The organism is Pseudomonas sp. 313, assembly GCF_000316965.1.
GTDB classification, from domain to species: Bacteria; Pseudomonadota; Gammaproteobacteria; order Pseudomonadales; family Pseudomonadaceae; genus Chryseomonas; species Chryseomonas benzopyrenica.
The window spans coordinates 22052-38933 of sequence record NZ_ANBZ01000037.1 but is presented as its reverse complement, the minus strand read 5'-3'; the positions used below and the strand labels follow the sequence as shown (position 1 = coordinate 38933).

Here is a 16882-nt window from a genome sequence, read left to right as displayed (position 1 = left end):
GCGCTTGGCATCCGGCTAGGCGCCTGATCAAGATCGAACGAGGTAAAGGATGTCTAGCGAAAAGCAGCTGATCGCCGTATTCGGTGCGAGCGGAAACCAAGGTGGAGGGGTCGTGCGGGCCTTGAGCCAAGGCGGGCAATTCAGGGTGCGTGCGCTCTCGCGTGACCCGGCCAAGTACGAGGGACCCGCTGACGAAGTGGTCGCCGCGGATCTGGAGCGGCCCGAGACGCTTGCCGCGGCGCTCGAAGGGGCCTATGGCGTCTTTCTCGTCACCAACTTCTGGCAAGCCGGCACCGATGAAATCAAGCAGGCCGGGGCGGCGGTCCAGGCCGCCAAAGCCGCCGGCGTGCAGCATCTGATCTGGTCCACCCTGCCGGATGTCGAGGCCATCAGCGGCGGCGAATTCAAGGTGCCTCAGTTCACCGGGAAGGCGAAGGTTGACTCGATCGTCAGGAAGGCTGGGTTTTCGCGGCATACCTTCGTCATTCCACCGGCGTACTACCAGAACTTCGTAGGGCCGTACGGGCCGCAAACGCAGCCGGACGGAAGCCTGGGTTGGACGCTGCCTATCGATCCAGCGGTGCGTTGCCTGCACATGGGTGACATAGACGAGCTGGGCGACATCGTGGCGGGCGCCTTCGCGCATCCGGAAGAAACGGGCGACGGTGCCTACCTTCCGCTGGTGGGCGACTTCATGAGCTTCAACGACCTGGTCGACACCTTCAATGGCCTGGGGCTCAAGGTGACCTTCACCCAGGTTCCTCGCGAGGCCTATGCAGGCTTCTTTCCCGGAGCCGACGCCCTGGGCGAGACGCTGGCCTACTATCAGACCTACACCTACCTTGGACCGGGCTCCCACGACGCCGGGATCGCGCTGGCGAACAGGGTGGCGGGTAAGACACCGATGCCCTTTGCCGTCTGGGCGCGGGACAGGCTCCGCTTCGCCGTCGTGCCCTCGGCCTGAATCCTCGCGTTTCTCGACTGAGGCAGAGGACGGCGATAGCTGGACGCGCGAACTGGTGCTGGCTATTGGCACAGAGCGTACGACTCCGGGCGATAGGGTGCCTCGATGGTGCCAAGGCTTATGCCAGACGTTTGCCGATCAGGAGAACTGGCGTATCGCGGCGGTAGTGGCTGTCGTCCTTATCGCGAGCGGCGTCGTGCCCTCTCGACCGCACCAGAAGCGGCGCCTGCGTGTTGAGCGTCCGGAATCTTCTGGCCGGTTCGATACAGCTGATCGATCCTTGTGGACGATTGATCAGGGGTACGAGCGATTCCCGCGGAGCCTAGAGCCGCACCCGCAAAAGCCCGCCATCAGGCGGACTTTTTCCTGTCCGGGATGCTCAACCCAGCTTGGTCAGCAAGGCATCCGCCGCGGCTTCCGAACTGGCCGGATTCTGGCCGGTGACCAGGTTGCCGTCCTCGACCACGAACTCGCCCCAGTCCGGCCCTTTTTCGTAGCGGGCGCCGAGCTTCTTCAGCTCGTCTTCCACCAGGAAGGGCACCACGTCGGTGAGTTGCACCCCGGCTTCTTCGCTGTTGGTGAAGCCGGTAACGGTGCGACCCTTTACCAGCGGGGTGCCGTCGGCGGCCTTGACGTGGCGCAGCACACCAGGGGCGTGGCAGACCAGGCCGAAGGGCTTGTTGGACTGGGCGAAGGCTTCGAGCAGGGCGATGGAGTCGCGGGATTCGGCGAGGTCCCAGAGCGGGCCGTGGCCGCCGGGATAGAAGAGGCCGTCGTAGTCGTCGGCGTGCACTTCAGCGAGCTTGACGGTGCCAGCCAGCGCCTTTTGCGCCTCGGGATCGGTCTTGAACCGCTCGGTGGACTCGGTCTGGGCGTCGGGGGCGTCGCTCTTGGGATCCAGCGGCGGTTGGCCACCGGCGGGGGAGGCTAGGGTGATCTCGGCACCGGCATCCTTGAACACGTAGTAGGGGGCAGCGAATTCTTCCAGCCAGAAGCCGGTTTTCTTGCCGGTGTCGCCGAGCTGGTCGTGGGAGGTCAGGACCATCAGGATCTTCATCGCGCGTTCCTCGTGTTCGGAAGGGTATCGCTAGACAGACCCTGGGTTCCTGCTGTGAGTGCCCGGCTCTTGTGGTAAGCCACGAATACCTCACAGAAGCAGCCGGCGAGCCGCCCGGTTGGGGCGGCCGTGGCGTTCAGGGGCGATCAACCCCAGCCAAGCGTGCCGCCCGGCTCATAGCGCTCACGAGCGGAAACGGTGCTGGCGACGTCATCGAGGTTATGAACGCCTACCAGTTTGATCAGCGAGTCCAGGTTGTCGACCTGGCCTTCGTAGCCGGCGTCACGGAAGACATAGGTGTCCTGGCCATAGTGGAAGACGGCGGCATTGACCAGACCGGTGGTGGACTGGGTCACGGTGTTGAGCGCGGCGAACAGGCTAGTGGCCTTCGCCAGGGCGGCGTCCTGGATGGTGACCACGGCTTTCTCGTCGTACACCGCGAAGCCGAAGATGATGTGGTCATCGTTCGCGTTGTAGTCGGTGACCGTCACATGGTTGGCGGCCAGGGAACGGTTGGCGGCGGCGCTGCTGCTGCCATCGAAGTTGACCAGACTGGGATCGAGGGTGAGGTAATCGGGCCCTTCGCCCAGGGTAATGGTGGCCCCGTGGCCGTAGCTGCCGCTCAGGTTGGCGTTGTGGGCGGCCACGCCCTTGGTGAACAGCAGGTCGACGTAATCGTTGCCAGCGCCGGCGTTGATGATGACGTCTGCCTGCTGAATATGGGCGCTGATATGGTCGCCACCGGCGCCGGTATCGACGGTGATGGCCTTGACCCGTGAGTGGGCGAGAGAGGTGACGCTTTCCAGTTCCGCGGCGGCGATGGTGCTGACGCTCACCGAGTCACGGCCGCTGCCGGTGATCACGCTCTTCAGGAAGGCGCTCTGGCTGGCATAGGTGTAGTCATGGCCTTCGGTGTAGCCATGCAGGAAGTCAATCGACAGGCCGGCGGTGGACGTGGAACCGTCGAAGGTCTGCAGGCCATCGAAGTTGTCCAGCGTGATGAGATCGCTCTCGTTGAACTGATTGGTCGACACGTCGGTGAGGCTGACGGTGAGCTTGGCGATGGACGAGTCGAGGCTGCTGTCGCTGGCGGTGGCGCCACGGGTATGGCCGTCGAGGCGGGTGACCTGGTCTTCGTAGTGACCGGTCAAGGTCAGCTCGTTCAGGGTCGAGGCGGCCGCGTAGTGGGGGCCCTTGGCATCGAAGGTCTTGGCGAAGCCAACGTATTCGGGCGCGGTATTGATGTCGAGGGTGAGCCGGGGCTGGCTCTGGAAGGCGTAGTAGGTGACGCCGTCAGAGGTACCGGCAGCCTTGGCGGGCGCGGCGGCCAGGGGCGCCTTGGCGAGGGCAGCGGTGAACAGCGGGGCGGTGGTGTCCAGGGGGTTCTTGTAGGTCATGGCGGTCATCCTTAATGCATGTCAGGCCGAGCGCTCGCTGGACACGTTCTCGCGCAGGGCAAGACGTTTCATACAGCTGAACGTCACGCCGACAGTGCCTAGCTTTCCACGTAGCTACAGCGAACCACGCCGCAATTTCATCGGGCCACTAGTGGCACGCCGCCAAACGGTAGTGCGCTAAAAGTTCAATAGACTGACGACTAGAACGACCAACAGCGCGATCAGCACCGGCGACCAGTGGGTCCGCAAGAGCAGCGCCAGGGCCAGTGCGGCGAGGGCGACATCCAGCAGGCCGCGGATGGCCCCCGTCCAGACCGGATCGTAGAGCGCCGCCAGCAGCAGGCCGACCACGCCGGCGTTGAGCCCAGTGAGGGCGCGCTGCCAGCCGGGGTTCTGGCGCAGGGTCTGCCAGAAGGGCAGGGCGGCGAGCAGGACGAGGGCGCCGGGCAGAAAGATCAGCAGGGTCCAGAGCAGGCCGTTGAGCCAGGCGGGCAAGGCTGAGGGCACCAGGGCGCCAAGGTAGGCGGCAAAGGTAAACAAGGGGCCCGGTACCGCTTGGGCCAGGCCATAGCCGGCCATGACCTGGCCATCGCTGACCAGGCCGCTGGGCACCACCACCGCCTGCAGCAGTGGCAACACCACATGGCCACCACCGAAGACCAGGGCGCCGGCGCGATAGACACCCTCGGCCAGGTTGCTCCAGGCGGGCAACAGCAGCAGCGGCAACAGGAACAGCAGCAGGGCGACCACCCCCAGGCGCCGGGAGGTTCCCGTTTGCAGGCCCAGGGCCGGCGGCGTGGCGGTCGGCGCCAGTACCAGGCGACCGACCAGGGCGGCCAGGCCCAGCCCCAGCAGTTGCCCCGCCGAACCGGGCAGCCAGAGCGCCAGGCCGGCGGCGACCAGCGCCAGGACGCGACGCGGGGTATCCGAGCACAGGCTGCGGCCCATGCTCCAGACCGCCTGGGCCACCACCGCCACGGCAAAGACCTTGAGGCCATGCACCGCCGCCGAGTCGGCCAGCCCAGGATAGTGGGCCAGGCCCAGGGCGAAGAGGATCAGCAGCAGGGCCGAAGGCAGGGTGAAGCCGAGCCAAGCTGCCAGTAGGCCCCAGCCCCCGGCGCGGCCCAGGCCCAGGGCCATGCCGACCTGGCTGCTGGTCGGACCGGGCAAGAGCTGGCAGAGCGCGACCAGCTCGGCATAGGCGGGCTCGTCCAGCCATTGGCGGCGGGCGACGAAGGCCTGGCGGAAATAGCCCAGGTGGGCGATGGGGCCGCCAAAGCTGGTGCAGCCCAGGCGCAGAAAGATCAGGAAGACCTGCCAGGCGCTGTCCTTATCGCGGGCAATGTCGCGCATGGCGGCCTCGATCAGCCGCGCGGCGCGGCAGGCGGTATCACTACCTCGCCGTCTTCCTTGACGAAAGGCGCGCGCTGCGGCTCGGGCAGGATCTCCAGCACCTGCTCCGAGGGCCTGCAGAGCCGGGTGCCCAGGGGCGTCACGACGATGGGTCTGTTGATCAGGATGGGATGGCGCAGCATGGCGGCGATCAGCGCCGCGTCGTCCAGTTGCGGATCGTCCAGCCCCAGCTCGGCATAGGGCGTGCCTTTCTGGCGCAGCAGGTCGCGCACGGGCATGCGCAGGTCCGCGATCAGCCGTTCCAGCTGCGCCCGGTTGGGCGGTGTCTCCAGATAGTGGATCACCGTCGGCTCGACGCCGCTGTTGCGAATCAGGCCCAGCACGTTGCGCGAGGTGCCGCAGGCGGGATTGTGATAGATCGTGATGTCGCTGTTCATGGACGGTCTCGACGGGAGGAAAGGGCGCCGCGTTCGTACCAACCGCGTGAGCCGTTCACCAGGCGCACGACCAGCAGCATCAGCGGTACCTCGATGAGGACTCCCACCACGGTAGCCAGGGCGGCGCCCGAGTGGAAGCCGAACAGGCTGATGGCGGCGGCCACCGCCAGTTCGAAGAAGTTGCTGGCGCCGATCAGCGCCGACGGACAGGCGACGCTGTGGCTCTCGCCCACCAGGCGATTCAGCCAATAGGCCAGCGCCGAATTGAACAGCACCTGGATCAGGATGGGCACGGCCAGCAGGGCGATCACCAGCGGCTGCGCCAGGATGGCCTCGCCCTGGAAGGCGAACAGCAGCACCAGGGTGGCCAGCAAGGCGCCCATCGAGAAGGGTCCCAGGCGGGCCAGGGTGCGCTCGAAGGCAGCCTGGCCCTGGCGCAGCAGCGCGCGTCGCCAGAGCTGGGCGAGGATCACCGGCAGCACCAGATAGAGGATCACCGAAAGCAGCAGGGTGGCCCAGGGCACCGCGATCGACGACAGCCCCAGCAGCAGGCCGACGATGGGGGCGAAGGCGAACACCATGAGGGTGTCGTTCAGCGCGACCTGGGACAGGGTGAACAGCGGATCGCCCTGGGTGAGGCGACTCCAGACGAAGACCATGGCGGTGCAGGGCGCCGCCGCCAGCAGGATGAGCCCGGCGATATAGCTATCCAGCTGGTCGCTCGGCAGCCAGGGGGCGAAAACTTCCCGAATGAACAGCCAGGCGAGCAGCGCCATGGAGAAGGGCTTGACCGCCCAGTTGACGAACAGGGTGACGCCGATCCCGCGCCAGTGCTGGCGCACCTGGCCGAGGGCGCTGAAATCCACCTTGAGCAGCATCGGCACGATCATCACCCAGATCAGCAGGCCGACCGGCAGATTGACCTGGGCCACCTCGATCCGGCCGATAGAGCGGAACAGATCCGGCGCCCATTGGCCGAGGGTGATGCCGGCGAGGATGCAGAGCGCCACCCAGAGGCTGAGGTAACGCTCGAAGGTGTTCATGGCGGGTACTGCCGGTGGGCAGGCGTGGGGACTATGCATGGCGGGCCTGGTCTTGCGGTCGGTGGATGGGGGTTGGTCGAGGATCAGCAGGAACAGCGCAAGGGTTCGCTGACCACGCAGTCGCCGCCGGCGCAGCAGTGCTCGGTCAGGTAGCCGAGCAGGGCGTTCATCTGGTCATAGGCCGCGCGATAGATGAGGTTGCGACCCTGCTGTTCCACCGAGACCAGGCCGGCGGTGGCCAGCTCCTTGAGGTGGAAGGAAAGGTTGCTGCGGCTCACTTCGAGCTGGTCGGCCAACTGGCTGGGGGTGAGGCCATCCGTGCCCGCCACCACCAGGGCGCGAAAGACCCTCAGGCGCTGGGCGTGAGCGAGGGCGGCGAGGGCGGATACGGCACTGTCTTCATGCATGATTCGATAATTCAAGGATCGTTGAACCATTGAATGTTAAGGCGTGTTCGTTGCCAAGTCGAGTCTCTCGATCAGCGGCGCAACCGCCGCAGCGCTTCCAGTACCTGCTGCAACGGACGGCTCAGGGGTTTGTCACGGCGCAGCACCAGGGCCAGGGTGCGCGTCAGCGGCGGCGCCAGCGGCTGGACCCTCAGGCCCTGGCGATGGTGTTCGGTGGCCACGGCGATACCGGGCACCAGGCTGTAGCCGAGACCGGCGGCCACCAGTTCCTTGAGGGCTTCGATGCTGCCCAGCTCCATCACCGGTCGGCTGGGCTGGCCCGCGCGGCGAAACCAGTCGTCGATCAGCAGCCGGGTGCTGCTGCCGGTCTCGAAGGCCAGCAGCGGCGCTTCGGCCAGCGCCGCCGGCGCCAGCGCGCCCTTGGGCAGCGGACTGGCAGGTGGGAGCAGGGCGACGAAGGCATCCTCCAGCAGCGGCTCCACCTGCAGGTTGCGGCCACTGGCGGGCAGGGTGACCAGCCCCAGGTCGAGGCGGTTGTCCTCCACCGCGCGCAAGACGTCCAGGGTGTTGCCGGTGCTGACGCGCACATCCAGCTGGGGAAAACGCTGGCGCAACTGGCCCAGCAGCGGCGGCAGGAGATGGATGCAGGCGGTGGCGCCGGTGCCGATGGCGACCCGTCCGCTGACCGTCTCGCCATGGCTGGCCAGGGCCTGCAGGGCCTGGTCCACCGCCGTCTGGATATGGTCGGCGTGTTCCAGCAGCAGACTGCCGGCGGCGGTGGGCTTGAGACCGCGCCCCAGGCGCTCCAGCAACTTGAGCCCCAGGCGCCGCTCCAGCTGGCGAATCTGCAGGCTGACCGCCGGCTGGCTCAGCCCCAGGCGATCGGCCGCGGCGGAAAAGCTGCCGGTGGCGACCACCTGGACGAAGGTCTGCAGTTGGGTGAGGTTGAGGTCGGCCATGCCAAGGTTTCGCTTATACCGGGGATAATCGAGCATAGCTTTATCTTTGGCTGGGCGTCCCGGCATGATCGCCCCATCGACCCCTGGATGGACCGCCCTCGTGAACACCGCCCTGCAATTGCGTGACGCCACCTCCGCCGATCTTCCCGCCATCCAGGCCATCTATGCCCAGCACGTATTGCACAGCTGCGCCAGCTTCGAGCTGGAGCCGCCGGACGTGGCCGAGCTGGAACGGCGCCTGGCGGCGGTGCGTCAGGCCGGGCTGCCCTATCGGGTGGCCGAGCGGGACGGCGAGGTGTTGGGCTATGCCTATGCGGTGCTCTATCGACCGCGCCCGGCCTACCGCCATACCGCGGAAGACTCGGTGTACGTGCGCGACGGCCTGGGTGGCCAGGGGATCGGTCGGCGGCTGCTGGAGGATATCGTCGCAGCCTGCACGGCGGCGGGCTTTCGCCAACTGGTAGCGGTGATCGGCGACAGCGCCAACCAGGGCTCCATCGCCCTGCACCAGCGGCTGGGCTTTCGCACCGTCGGCACCTTCGAGGCGGTGGGCTTCAAGCATGGACGCTGGGTGGACACGGTCCTGATGCAACTCAGCCTGGGCGAGGGCGAGCGTACCCCGGGGACACGCTGATGACGCCGATGCCGAGCGATCGCGCCATCTGGCAGCTGGGGTTGATGCAGTTGCTGGCCTGGGGCCTGGCCTTCTATCTGCCGGGGGTCTATGGCCCGGCGATGGCCGCGGGACTGGGCTGGGATGCGCGCTGGGTCTATGGCGGCTTTTCCCTGGCGATGCTGACCATGGGGCTGGTGTCGCCTTTCAGCGGCGCGGTGATCGAACGCCTGGGTGGCTGCCGCACCCTGCAACTCGGCCTGGTGCTCGACGCCCTCGGTTGCCTGGGCCTTGCCGCGTCCCAGTCGGCGCCGCTGTTCTATCTGGCCTGGGTGACCCTGGGGGTGGGCATGCGGCTGTCGCTGTACGACGCCGCCTTCGCCACCCTGGCGCGCCTGGCCGGCGAACGCTCGCGGGCGGTGATGGTGCGCATCACCCTGCTCGGCGGGCTGGCGTCGGCGGTGTTCTGGCCCCTGGGGCACTGGCTGCTGGAGGCGCTGGGCTGGCGCCTGGGGCTGGTGGTCTATGCCGGCATCGCCCTGGCCGGCCTGCTGCTGCTCCTGCCGCTGCCCAATGTGCGCGGACGCTTGCCCAGTGCCGAGCTACCGCCCACGGCGGGGGGTGGCTCGCCACGCCTCGCCGGCGTGCTGTTCGCCACCGGGATGGCGTTGATCGGCTTTCTTTCGGCGGGGTTGTCGGCGCATCTGCCGGCGCTGCTGGCCGAGCGTGGGGTGCCGGTGGGGGTGGCGGCGCTGTGGGGCATCGGCCAGGTCTGCGCGCGGCTGGCGGAACTGGCCTCCGGACAGCGGCTGTCGGCGCGCCAGCTCAATCTGTTGCTGGGCCTGGGCCTGCCGCTGAGTTTCGCCCTGGCGCTGGCGAGCGAAGGCCACCTGCTGCTGACGGCGGGCTTCGTCTTTTGCTATGGCGCCCTCAACGGCCTGGTGGCGGTGTTGCGGGCCAGCCTGCCGCTGGAATTGTTCGACCGGGCGCTCTACGCACGCCTGACCGGCAAGCTGCTGGCGCCGAGTTTTCTGCTCTCGGCGGCCGCGCCCTGGTGCTATGCCTTGGCGCGGGAGAGTTGGGGCGATCGGGGCCTGCTCGGGCTGTGCCTGCTGGTCAGCCTGGGCGTGACCCTGGCGGCGCTGGGGCTGCTCCGGCGGCGGCGTCCGGCGCCGGCCTGAGGCGGGAGCCGGCCCGCGAGCTAGTTCAGGCGACGGGCGAACTGACCTACGGCGCCCACCACGCGCTGGGCGCCGTCCTGGATCTCGGTGATACGGGTGCCCGCGGCGTTGGCCAGTTGCAGGCCCTGTTCCGCCTGGTGCTTGCTCGCCGCCATGTTGGCAACGGCGGTCTGCGCCAGCTGCTGGTTCTGCTGCACCACGCCAACGATCTCTTCGGTAGCCTTGCTGGTCCGGCCAGCCAATTGGCGGACCTCGTCGGCCACCACGGCGAAACCGCGACCCTGTTCACCGGCGCGTGCGGCTTCGATGGCCGCGTTCAGGGCCAGCAGGTTGGTCTGCTCGGCGATGCCGCTGATGGTCTTGACGATGGTGCTGATGACCAGCGACTGCTCGCCCAGGGCCTCAATGCCATTGGAGGCCACCTGCAGTTCCTCGGCGATCTTGCGCATCACCGAGACGGTGTCCTGTACCACTTCGGCTCCCTGGCGGGCGCTCTCGTCGGTCTGCTGGGAGATGTCGAAGGCCACCTTGGCCGCTTCGGCCACCGCCTGTTCCTGCTCCACCTGCTCGGTGATGACGGTGGCGAATTTCACCATCTTGTACAGCTGGCCACGGGTGTTGAGCACCGGGTTGTAGGAGGCTTCCAGCCAGACGGTGCGGCCGTGGCTGTCGATCCGCTTGAAGCGACCGGCGATGAATTCCCCGCGATTGAGCCGCGCCCAGAACGCCTGGTAGTCGGCGGAGTTGGCTTCTTCGCTGGTACAGAATTGCCGGTGATGCTTGCCCTGGATCTGCTTGAGCAAATAGCCCATGCCCTGCAGGAAGCGGTCGTTGGCGGTGAGCACCTCGCCGGCCAGGTTGAATTCGATGACGGCGGTGGAGCGCAGCAGGGCGTTGATCAGGCCGGAGTGCTCGGTGGAGGTCTCCACCTGCTCGGTACGATCGTTGGCGAAGCAGATGGTCTTGTGGATCCGGCCCTGGGTGTCGCGCAGCGGCTGCCAGGTCGAATAGAGCCAGGCCTCCTGGCCATTGGAACGCAGCAGCCGGTACATGCCGCTGGTCTGGGTGCCCTGGCTGAGCGCGCTCTTGAGGTCGCGATAGCAGGGCAATTGTTTAACGTATTCTGGAATGAAGGCGTCCAGGGGACGCCCCACCACGTTCTCGGAGCGGTAGCCCATCTCGCGGCAGAAGCGCTCGTTCACGCGCTCGATATTGCCGCGGTCATCCACGGTAAGACTCAGCGCCTGGCTTTCGAAGCCGGCGTGCAGCTGACGCAGTTCGGCGACCTCGGCCCGCAGTTGGGCGAGTTCGGTCTTGAGAGGGCGATTGAACATGGCAGGGCACCAAGAAGAGTGAAAGTATGACTTCCACTACTTCGACGGTACCCGGATTTTCTGAAGGGGGAGCCGTGGCGACTTTCGACTAAAGCCGCAGCCTACGCCTGACGACTGGCGATGAAGCGCCGGAAGACGGCCAGAGTGGCCTCGCTGACATGGTGCTCCATGCCTTCGGCGTCGCGGCGCGCGGTATCGGCGTCCACGCCCAGGGTCAGCAGGAAGGTCTCCACCACATGGTGGCGGGCGCGACTGGCTTCGGCCAGAGCCTCGCCTTCAGGGGTGAGGAAGACGCCGCGATAGGGGCGCTGCACGATCAGGCCGGCGGCGGCCAGGCGCTTGAGCATCTTGGCCACGGTCGGCTGGGCCACGCCGATGCGCGCGGCGATGTCCACCTGGCGCGCTTCACCGCCGTCCCGGATGAGATCGGAAATGAGCTCGACATAGTCTTCGATCAGCTCCTGACGATGCGCCTCGCGGACCTGTTGAAAACCTTCCATATGAATGGATGGATCGACCAACCGATTCAGCAGTTCGTCGTCCTTTGTCATGTTGCCCACCTGAATGACCTTCTCCGCAAAGACCTGAGGCGCGTCAAGAGGACGCGTTCGGGCGCCATTTTGACCGAGTTGCGGGCGAATACCAAAGATTCCTTCGCCAATGGGCGTTATCGACGGATGAGATAGAGATTTTTTATTGCTGAATGTGTGAATTTTAGCCTAGGCTAAATTCTCCAAAGGGTATTCCTATTTTGCCGCACGAGTCCGCCATGAAAGAACCCGCCAGCTATGTCGAGCCAGCCTGGCAGGAGTCCGCGCCATCCGCCCGGCCCAGTCTGGGGCGGATGAATGCCAGCGTGCCGGTACCCGAGGGTGGCAGCTGGTTACGCCGGCTGCTGGCCTTCGTCGGCCCGGGCTACATGGTCTCGGTGGGCTACATGGATCCGGGCAACTGGGCCACGGACCTGGCCGGGGGCTCGCAATTCGGCTACCTGCTGTTGTCGGTGATCCTGCTCTCCAACCTCATGGCCATCCTGCTGCAGGCCCTGGCCGCGCGGCTGGGCATCGCCACCGGGCTGGACCTGGCCCAGGCCTGTCGCGCACGTTATTCGCGGCCGGTCAGTCTGCTGCTGTGGATCGCCTGCGAGATCGCCATCATCGCCTGCGACCTGGCCGAGGTGATCGGTACCGCCATCGCCCTCAATCTGCTGTTCGGCATCCCGTTGATGTGGGGCGCCATCCTCACGGCGCTGGACGTCTTTCTCATCCTGCTGCTGATGAATCGCGGGTTTCGCTGGCTGGAAGCCTTCGTCATCGCGCTGCTGACGCTGATCTTCGTCTGCTTTGGCGTACAGATGGTGCTGGCCCAGCCGTCCATCGCCGCGATCGCCGACGGCTTCCTGCCCAAGGCGGAAATCATCACCAATCCGGCCGCGCTCTACCTGGCCATCGGCATCATCGGCGCCACCGTGATGCCCCACAACCTCTATCTGCATTCCTCCATCGTCCAGACCCGCGCCTATCCGCGCACCGAGGAGGGGCGGCGCATGGGCCTGCGCTGGGCGGTGGCCGACAGCACCCTGGCGCTGATGCTGGCGCTGTTCGTCAACGCCGCCATCCTGATCACCGCCGCGGCGGTGTTCCACAGTGCCGGGCGCACCGACGTGGCCGAGATCCAAGACGCCTATCACCTGCTGTCGCCGATGCTGGGCGTGGGTATCGCCTCGCTGCTGTTCGCGGTCGCCCTGCTGGCGTCGGGCATCAATTCTACGGTCACCGCGACCCTGGCTGGCCAGATCGTCATGGAAGGCTTTCTGTCGCTGCGCATCCCCGACTGGGCGCGGCGGCTGATCACCCGCGGTATCGCCGTCATCCCGGTGGTGGTGGTGACCGGTCTCTATGGCGAGAGCGGCACGGCCAAGCTGCTGGTGTTGAGCCAGGTGGTGCTGTCCATGCAGCTGCCCTTCGCGGTGATCCCGCTGGTGCGTTTCGTCTCGGATCGCCAGCTGATGGGTTCTTTCGTGATCGGTCGGGTCACGCAGGTGCTGGCCTGGGCGATTGCCGGACTGATCGTGGTGCTCAATGTGAAGCTGCTGGCCGATATCCTGTTGGGTTAGAGGATGTCTGAGGTCCGATGACCTTCGGTGGCTCTGGCGTGCTGGTTTGGGAACTTGTTAAAGCGGAAGGGTATCCATCCGTTACCACAATAAGTTCTTCCCCTAACCATCCCGGAGCACTCGCCATGTCCTACGACGCCCGCCAAACTCCCGCCTATGCGGCCACCACGGCCACCGCCCCCTTGCTCAAGCGTATCTCCTGGAGCTCGATCATCGCCGGCGTGGTCATCGCCCTGACGGTTTCGTTGCTGCTGAGCCTGCTCGGCACCGCCATCGGCACCGCTTCCATCGATCCGCAGCAGGAAGCCAATCCGCTGGATGGCCTGGGCAAGGGCACCGGTATCTGGGTCGGCGTCAGCGCCGTGGTCTCGGTCTTCATCGGTGCCTGGATCGCCGGTCGCCTGGCCCAGCGCGAAGGCGCCCTGCACGGCATCCTGGTCTGGGCCAGTGTGACCCTGGTCAGCGTCTATCTGGTGTCCAGCGCGGTGAGCGGCGTGGTGCGTACCGGCCTCAACGTGGCGGGCAGCGGTCTGTCGATGATCGGCAGTGGCCTGTCCCAGGCCGCACCGGCGCTGACCAACCAGGTTCAGGATCAACTGCGCCAGCAGGGCATCCAGCTCGACCTGGGCGATCTGCAGAACGAACTGGAAACCGCCTTGCGCCAGACCGGCAAAGCCGAACTGCAGCCGGAGAATCTGCAGCAGCAGGCCCAGGGCGCCGAGCAGGATGCCAAGAACACCGCCCAGAACAGCGCCAACAACCCGCAGCAGACCGATGACCAGCTGACCGCCCTGCTGGACCGTCTCAAGGCCCGTGGCGACCAGGCTTGGAACGCCGCCGACCGTCAGGCCCTGGTCAACCTGATCAAGGCCCGTACCGGCAAGAGCGACGCCGAGGCCAATGCCATCGTCGACAAGGCCCAGCAGACCTACCAGCAGGCCTATGCCAAGTACCAGGAGCTCAAGGCCCAGGCCGAGCAGAAGGCTCGTGAAGCCGCTGACGTGGCCGCCCGCAAGGTCTCCCAGGCCAGCTGGGTGCTGCTGATCAGCCTGGTGATCGGCGGCATCGTCGGCGCCATCGGTGGTGCCCTGGGTCGTCGTACCCAGCCGGCCAACAAGGTGGTCGCTGCCTAAGCGCCCCCTCTGGCGGATCCTTCGGCTTCCGCTGCAAGACTAGATGCCCGGACTGGCGACGGTCCGGGCATCGGCGTTTTTGGGTGATCGCTTTTTCCAGCTGTCTGGCCGCTCGGCACGAACAGGTGGCGATAGGTCAGCGGGGCGATCAGGGCGTGCCTGAGCCTGGCCTGGCCGCGCACCGGACTACTGGCGGCCTGCTAAATGCTGAGCGACCTGGCCTTCTACCGACCGGCCCTGGCGGTGAATACCTGGGCGCTACGCCTGGGGTTGGCGGATGCTGCCGAACTCTACCTGGCCGGGCTCTCCTGCTGGGGCTGCGCAACAGCCTGTCACGCGCCTGCGGCCAGCCCAGCTAGAGCAGGATGTCGCCCGGTCCCTGGATGGCCTGCTCCACCGCCTGGCCTGTGGCGCGCTCTTCGTTGGAAAAGCCGTCATGGTCGCGCAGCGGGCCGAAGTCGATGCCGGTCAGTTGTTCGATGCGCACGACGCTGCACTGGTAGGTACGCAGGCGGCCAAAGGCGATGGACAGCTCGTCCAGCTCCCGGCGCTGGTCGATGAGGTAGGCACTGGCAGAGGGTTTGCCGTCGTCACCGAGAAAGGCCACCACCTTCCAGAAGGCCTCGGGAATCCGGGCGTCGCGATAGACACGGTCGTCCGGGCGCAGCACCGGGCCGCTGAAGACGGTGATGCGTGCCTGCCAGCGGTGGGTGTTGTCGAGAAGATAGTCTTCCAGTTCCAGCCAGGTCCGCTGGTTGAAGGCGGCCATCTGCGGCGCGCAATTGGTGAAGTGAAAGGTGTCACGGTTGGCCTGGGCGGCAGCGGGGCCCCAGTTGGGATCCTGGCGCCGCACCAGGTGGCCCCGGTCGAGCAGGTTGTCGGCATAGAGCGCCTCACCGAGCTGGGCCTCCAGCGGCACTCGACCGTCATAGGCCCAGGCGTCGCGGCTACGCGGCACGTCCCGGTGCTGGCCGCCATCGATATTGACCCCGACCCAAAGCGCCATCCGTCGGCTGCGCGAGAGCGTGACCGAGAAGTGGGTGTAGTCCAGGCGATCGCCCGAGGCGGGCAGGGGATGGACGTCGGTGACCAGGGCGGCGCTCGGGCCTGGCCAGGGGACCTGGAAGTCACCCAGGAAAGCGGCCTGGTAGCCCTGCCGATCCGCCAGGCTGGCGGCGGGCGTGATGCGGGGTTCGGCGCGCAGGCCGGCGGGTTGCGCTGGCAGCAGGGGACGCAGATCGGCGAGGCGCGGACGATAGGCGAGATCGACGGCAAAGGGCTGGCTGGGCATGGTGGACCACGAACGCAAGGGGCGGACCGCCAGCGCAGCACAGGGAGGTTACCGGGCGATGACGACGGTCAGCGAAGTGGTATGCACTGGCGCTAGCTGGCAAACTCGTTCGCGACCTAACGATTCCCAACCGAGATCCGTGAGTGAACCGCCCATGAAGCTATCGCTGTTTTCCCCCTTTGCCCGTCAGCGCGTCTGGCTGCTCGGCGTGCCCGGCCTGCTCCTTACTGGCGCGGCCCTGGCCAGTCAGCAGTCCGATGCCAAGGGCTTCGTCGAAGACGGTGACCTGACTCTGCTGCTGCGCAACTACTACTACCTGCGCCAGAACGAGGGCGACGGCCATGGCGCCGCAGCGCGCAACAGTCGCGATCCGCGCAGCTGGACCCAGGCCTTCTTGCTCAACTACACCTCGGGCTTCACCCAGGGCACCGTGGGGGTCGGGGTGGATGCCTATGGCTACCTGGGCCTCAAGCTGGATGGCGGCGATGGCCACGCCAATACCCCGAACATGCCGGTGGACGGCGACGGCAGCCAGCGCAGCGAATTCAGCAAGGGCGGGGCAGCGGTCAAGCTGCGCGTCTCCAATACCGTGCTCAAGTACGGCGATCAGCAACCCACGGCGCCGGTACTGGCGGCGGGCGGTAACTGGCTGTTTCCCCAGACTGCCCGTGGCTGGAGCCTGGTGAGTCAGGAGGTCGATCACCTGATGCTGGAAGGCGGTCACTTCACCGCCGCCACGGCGCCGCGCACCACCGGCTCGGACGGCGGCATCTTCGCCGGTTACGCCGGCGTGGAAGCGGCCTCGGCCAGCTATGCCGGGGGCGTCTACAAGTTCAGCGATCATCTCAGCGCTTCGCTCTACGCCGGGCACTTCGAAGGCGTCTGGGACCAGTACTACGGCAACCTCAACTATGTGCTGCCGCTGGCCGCCGAGCAGAGTCTGACCTTCGACGCCAACCTCTACCGCACCCTGGACGCCGGCAGCGCCAAGGCCGGCAGCATCGCCAACACCGCCGGCTCGCTGGCCGCCGCCTTCCAGACCGGCGCCCACACCTTCACCCTGATCCACCAGCGCATCCACGGCGACCAGCCCTTCGACTACGCGGTGTTCGGCGCGCCGGTGCCGGGTGCCTTCGGTGATTCCATCCTGCTCGGCAACTCGATGCAGTTCTCCGACTTCAACGGTCCGGGCGAGCGCAGCTGGCAGGCCCGCTATGACCTGGACATGGAAAGCTACGGCGTGCCGGGGCTGAGCCTGATGGTGCGCCATACCCGTGGCAGCGGCATCGACGGCAGCAAGGTAGCGGCGGATTCGGCCTATGCCGGGCTCTATGGCGACGGCGACAAGGAACACGAGACCGATCTGGAGGCCAAGTACGTCCTGCAGAACGGCCCGGCCAAGGACTTGAGCTTCCGCCTGCGTCAGGCCTGGCATTCCGGCAGCCAAAGCACCGGCGGCACCGTGGCCGAGACGCGGCTGATCACCGAGTATCCGCTGAATATTCTTTGATACCGCCGAGTGGTGGGCAAATCGCCGTAGGTTGGCGCTGAGCACAGCGAAGCCCAACGGTGCCGAGGTCAGCGCGGCTTGTTGGGC

At 66.6% G+C, this 16882-nt stretch carries 15 protein-coding genes and 2 pseudogenes; 6 read left to right on the top strand and 11 right to left on the bottom strand.

What is annotated here, in order from left to right:
• The first annotated feature begins 49 nt into the window (after positions 1-49).
• Positions 50-964: an NmrA/HSCARG family protein gene (locus C722_RS0108155; protein ID WP_017640033.1), complete on the top strand. Its 915-nt coding sequence runs from the start codon at positions 50-52 to the stop codon at positions 962-964.
• Between the two features lie 379 nt (positions 965-1343).
• On the opposite strand, the gene C722_RS0108150 is transcribed toward C722_RS0108155, so the two are convergent.
• The 7 genes from C722_RS0108150 to C722_RS0108120 form a co-directional block, all read right to left on the bottom strand.
• A complete protein-coding gene (locus C722_RS0108150; protein ID WP_017640032.1) occupies positions 1344-2021 on the bottom strand; it encodes a type 1 glutamine amidotransferase domain-containing protein in 678 nt (225 codons plus the stop codon).
• A 146-nt stretch (positions 2022-2167) separates the two neighbouring features.
• On the bottom strand, positions 2168-3418 hold the full coding sequence (locus C722_RS0108145; RefSeq protein WP_017640031.1) for a hypothetical protein: 1251 nt from the start codon (positions 3416-3418) through the stop codon (positions 2168-2170).
• Positions 3419-3595: 177 nt separating this feature from the next.
• Positions 3596-4771, bottom strand: a complete 1176-nt coding sequence (gene chrA / locus C722_RS0108140) for a chromate efflux transporter (protein WP_017640030.1) — start codon at positions 4769-4771, stop codon at positions 3596-3598.
• Positions 4772-4782: 11 nt separating this feature from the next.
• Positions 4783-5208: an arsenate reductase (glutaredoxin) gene (arsC, locus tag C722_RS0108135; protein WP_017640029.1), complete on the bottom strand. Its 426-nt coding sequence runs from the start codon at positions 5206-5208 to the stop codon at positions 4783-4785.
• Entirely contained in the window at positions 5205-6251 is a 1047-nt protein-coding gene (gene arsB / locus C722_RS0108130; protein WP_017640028.1) for an ACR3 family arsenite efflux transporter, read from the bottom strand. Before arsB ends, arsC begins: the two co-directional genes overlap by 4 nt.
• 83 nt (positions 6252-6334) lie before the next feature.
• On the bottom strand, positions 6335-6658 hold the full coding sequence (locus tag C722_RS0108125) for a helix-turn-helix transcriptional regulator (RefSeq protein WP_017640027.1): 324 nt from the start codon (positions 6656-6658) through the stop codon (positions 6335-6337).
• Positions 6659-6729: 71 nt separating this feature from the next.
• Positions 6730-7653 (bottom strand): LysR family transcriptional regulator, encoded by a 924-nt coding sequence (locus C722_RS0108120; RefSeq protein ID WP_017640026.1) that lies wholly within the window; start codon positions 7651-7653, stop codon positions 6730-6732.
• A gap of 64 nt (positions 7654-7717) precedes the next feature.
• Here C722_RS0108120 and C722_RS0108115 point away from each other — a divergent pair, with 64 nt between their 5' ends.
• Together C722_RS0108115 and C722_RS0108110 are read left to right on the top strand one after the other, a co-directional pair.
• The gene (locus C722_RS0108115; RefSeq protein ID WP_017640025.1) at positions 7718-8251 is read left to right on the top strand and encodes a GNAT family N-acetyltransferase; all 534 of its coding nucleotides are present in this window, start codon (positions 7718-7720) and stop codon (positions 8249-8251) included.
• Positions 8251-9411: an MFS transporter gene (locus C722_RS0108110; RefSeq protein WP_017640024.1), complete on the top strand. Its 1161-nt coding sequence runs from the start codon at positions 8251-8253 to the stop codon at positions 9409-9411. Before C722_RS0108115 ends, C722_RS0108110 begins: the two co-directional genes overlap by 1 nt.
• A gap of 20 nt (positions 9412-9431) precedes the next feature.
• On the opposite strand, the pseudogene C722_RS26980 reads toward C722_RS0108110, so the two are convergent.
• The 3 genes and pseudogenes from C722_RS26980 to mntR form a co-directional block, all read right to left on the bottom strand.
• Positions 9432-9869: pseudogene (locus C722_RS26980) on the bottom strand (methyl-accepting chemotaxis protein); the annotation flags it as partial.
• Positions 9870-9968: 99 nt separating this feature from the next.
• Positions 9969-10745 (bottom strand): annotated as a pseudogene (locus C722_RS26975) (PAS domain-containing protein); the annotation flags it as partial.
• A 101-nt stretch (positions 10746-10846) separates the two neighbouring features.
• A complete protein-coding gene (mntR, locus tag C722_RS0108100; protein WP_017640022.1) occupies positions 10847-11296 on the bottom strand; it encodes a manganese-binding transcriptional regulator MntR in 450 nt (149 codons plus the stop codon).
• A gap of 218 nt (positions 11297-11514) precedes the next feature.
• Here mntR and C722_RS0108095 point away from each other — a divergent pair, with 218 nt between their 5' ends.
• Both C722_RS0108095 and C722_RS0108090 read left to right on the top strand, forming a co-directional pair.
• On the top strand, positions 11515-12861 hold the full coding sequence (locus C722_RS0108095) for an Nramp family divalent metal transporter (protein WP_026083725.1): 1347 nt from the start codon (positions 11515-11517) through the stop codon (positions 12859-12861).
• Positions 12862-12986: 125 nt separating this feature from the next.
• On the top strand, positions 12987-13994 hold the full coding sequence (locus C722_RS0108090; protein WP_017640020.1) for a YrzE family protein: 1008 nt from the start codon (positions 12987-12989) through the stop codon (positions 13992-13994).
• 355 nt (positions 13995-14349) lie between these two features.
• Here the strand turns inward: C722_RS0108090 and C722_RS0108085 are convergent, their stop codons facing one another.
• The gene (locus C722_RS0108085; RefSeq protein ID WP_017640019.1) at positions 14350-15285 is read right to left on the bottom strand and encodes a DNA/RNA non-specific endonuclease; all 936 of its coding nucleotides are present in this window, start codon (positions 15283-15285) and stop codon (positions 14350-14352) included.
• A gap of 154 nt (positions 15286-15439) precedes the next feature.
• Between C722_RS0108085 and C722_RS0108080 the strand changes: the two genes are divergently transcribed.
• Positions 15440-16795 (top strand): OprD family porin, encoded by a 1356-nt coding sequence (locus tag C722_RS0108080; protein ID WP_017640018.1) that lies wholly within the window; start codon positions 15440-15442, stop codon positions 16793-16795.
• The last annotated feature ends 87 nt before the right edge of the window (positions 16796-16882 follow it).

Bases quoted from the DNA above. Each gene is read 5' to 3' on its own strand.
- C722_RS0108155 (WP_017640033.1), top strand. From the start codon at position 50: ATGTCTAGCGAAAAGCAGCTGATCGCCGTATTCGGTGCGAGCGGAAAC.
- C722_RS0108150 (WP_017640032.1), bottom strand. From the start codon at position 2,021: ATGAAGATCCTGATGGTCCTGACCTCCCACGACCAGCTCGGCGACACC.
- C722_RS0108145 (WP_017640031.1), bottom strand. From the start codon at position 3,418: ATGACCTACAAGAACCCCCTGGACACCACCGCCCCGCTGTTCACCGCT.
- chrA (WP_017640030.1), bottom strand. From the start codon at position 4,771: ATGCGCGACATTGCCCGCGATAAGGACAGCGCCTGGCAGGTCTTCCTG.
- arsC (WP_017640029.1), bottom strand. From the start codon at position 5,208: ATGAACAGCGACATCACGATCTATCACAATCCCGCCTGCGGCACCTCG.
- arsB (WP_017640028.1), bottom strand. From the start codon at position 6,251: ATGAACACCTTCGAGCGTTACCTCAGCCTCTGGGTGGCGCTCTGCATC.
- C722_RS0108125 (WP_017640027.1), bottom strand. From the start codon at position 6,658: ATGCATGAAGACAGTGCCGTATCCGCCCTCGCCGCCCTCGCTCACGCC.
- C722_RS0108120 (WP_017640026.1), bottom strand. From the start codon at position 7,653: ATGCTCGATTATCCCCGGTATAAGCGAAACCTTGGCATGGCCGACCTC.
- C722_RS0108110 (WP_017640024.1), top strand. From the start codon at position 8,251: ATGACGCCGATGCCGAGCGATCGCGCCATCTGGCAGCTGGGGTTGATG.
- mntR (WP_017640022.1), bottom strand. From the start codon at position 11,296: ATGACAAAGGACGACGAACTGCTGAATCGGTTGGTCGATCCATCCATT.
- C722_RS0108095 (WP_026083725.1), top strand. From the start codon at position 11,515: ATGAAAGAACCCGCCAGCTATGTCGAGCCAGCCTGGCAGGAGTCCGCG.
- C722_RS0108090 (WP_017640020.1), top strand. From the start codon at position 12,987: ATGTCCTACGACGCCCGCCAAACTCCCGCCTATGCGGCCACCACGGCC.
- C722_RS0108085 (WP_017640019.1), bottom strand. From the start codon at position 15,285: ATGCCCAGCCAGCCCTTTGCCGTCGATCTCGCCTATCGTCCGCGCCTC.
- C722_RS0108080 (WP_017640018.1), top strand. From the start codon at position 15,440: ATGAAGCTATCGCTGTTTTCCCCCTTTGCCCGTCAGCGCGTCTGGCTG.